Below are 2187 nucleotides of genomic sequence, written 5' to 3'. Positions count from 1 at the left end.
ATTGTTTAATTGCTCTTTGCATAGCCCGTTTATCATCTCTACGCTTAATAGTTTCACGCTTATCATAAAGTTTTTTACCTTGTGCCAAAGCAATATCAACTTTTACCCAACCGCGTTTAAAATACATCCTCAAAGGTACTAAAGTTAATCCCTGTTGTTCTACTTTTCCAATTAATTTCCGAATCTCTTGTTTATGTAATAACAATCTTCTACTACGTCGAGGTTCGTGATTAAAAAAATCTCCAGCTTTTTGATACGGGGAAATATGAACGTTAAGTAACCATGCTTCATTATTACGGATTAAAGCATAACCATCCCGTAAGTTAACTTTACCTTCCCGGATTGATTTTACCTCTGTTCCTTGTAATGCAACGCCAGCTTCATAAGTCTCTATAATATGATAGTTAAATCTTGCCTGGCGATTATCACTAATTATTTTTTGTCCTTCACCACTTTTTTTACTCATAATATATTTTTACTCACTTTTTTTATCCTGAATTTTCTATTATACTATAAAATTATTGGCTATAACAATAAATTAATTAAAACACCATCATAAATCAAAAACCTTAAAATATAAGTTTTGTATAAGTTAAGTAGGCACAATTAAACACAAAATAACTATATAAATCCGCCCATAGGTTGTAATATTTTATCCTAGGAATTTGGTCTTTTTATGTAAGCATTCAGCTATCAGCGGTCAGCTATCAGCTTTTTAATAGACATCTCCAGAAAAGAGGGAGTAGGGGTAGGGAGTAGGGGGAAAGAATTGATAATTGCTGTGGGATAATTGATGGGATTTTTTCTGATTGGAGATGTCTAATGAATCAAGCAAGCATTCATTTAATTTATACTAAATTCTCAACCAGAGATTGGTATTCTGAAGCTTTGATAAAATTGCTTTTTTTTCCTTTCAAGGTAATCAAGTTGATAGCTGATAGCTGACTGCTGAATGCTTACCTTTTTATCCCATTTTCGCTTGTTTTTAGAGACCAAATTCCTACAGTTTTTTTTACAAAAAATTTATCATTTAGGATTGCTATATAGCAAGTAAATTTGCCTCAACTCCGACTGAATTCTGTAGACGCAATTAATGAATTGCACCTGCTTCACTTCTGCAAAATTAACTTTTGTAGAGACCTTCCATGGAAGGTCTCTACATTAATTATTGGTAAATTAATGAGTCCTTACTACAAAAATTACCCGTAAGTATTCAGCGGTCAGCTAGCCTCCTGGGTCGGAACAGCGTTATCAGCTTCCGAGACAGATCTACATTTCCTGCCACAGAATTGTATAGATTCACAACTAAAGTTCGTCGTTATTGTGCCTTAATACTCTGGTTAAAAATGTAGTAGAAGTTAAAAGAATGCTTGCTTCATTCATTAAAACTATGAGAGCTGACTGCTAATAGCTGAATGCTTAAAATTACCCTGGTAATTTCAAGAGCGATCGCTCTAAAATAATCATCTTAGAACTAATCACTGAAGTCCGAGCTACCATTCTGCCTTGAGAGTTGATTAGTGCCAATTTATTAAAGTCTAAATCTTGTGCTTCCTCAAACATTTGATTCACTAATTCGTCTTGTTCTTCTTGACTCATACCATACCAATCATTGTTCAGTTCAACAATTAATAAATTACTGGGAAAATCAAATTCTAAAGACTCAATAATTCCATCACCATATTGATTAGCTAAATCATCAATCTGATTTTGAATTGACACTAGAAAAATTTGCTCTGGTGTTAACTTTGGAGCTGGAGGTGTAACAGGTTCTATAGATTCAGGAGCTTCTTGTAATGCTGGATCGGTAATTTCTGCATCTTCTGAATCTATTGTAGAAGCTACAGACTCTTCCGGAGCGATCGCCTCTGTTAATTCAGACTCTGCAACGACAGGAACATCTGCTACTTCAGTAGTAGGTTTACTAGAAGGAAAAGAAACAAAAATAATTACCAGAATTAGGGCAAAAATACCAGCGATCGCCCCAGTCAATAACCCATCAGAAAGCTTCTGACTTAGGGACTCTGGTAGTAAGGAACGAATTAACCCCAAAACTTGCTGCCAAAGTCCAGGTTTGGCCACAACTGATTCATTGTCAGTAATTGATTGTTCTTGAGGTTGGGTTTCGGAGGTGATAGAAGGAGTTTCTGTTGTTTCCTGGGAAACTGCTTCTGTTTCAGGTTGTTC

The 2187-nt window shown here is 35.2% G+C and carries 2 protein-coding genes; both read right to left on the bottom strand.

What is annotated here, in order from left to right; translation table 11 throughout:
- A partial coding sequence (gene smpB / locus F6K22_RS39245; RefSeq protein WP_293110405.1) for an SsrA-binding protein SmpB occupies positions 1–466 on the bottom strand: 466 nt, incomplete at its 3' end.
- A gap of 959 nt (positions 467–1425) precedes the next feature.
- The coding region (locus tag F6K22_RS39240; RefSeq protein ID WP_293110403.1) for a hypothetical protein at positions 1426–2187 on the bottom strand (762 nt) is incomplete at its 5' end.

It is taken from the genome of Okeania sp. SIO2F4 (genome assembly GCF_010672385.1).
In the GTDB taxonomy this organism is placed as follows: domain Bacteria; phylum Cyanobacteriota; class Cyanobacteriia; order Cyanobacteriales; family Microcoleaceae; genus Trichodesmium.
The sequence above is the reverse complement of the archived record's forward strand: the minus strand, read 5'-3'. Positions and strand labels throughout refer to the sequence as shown.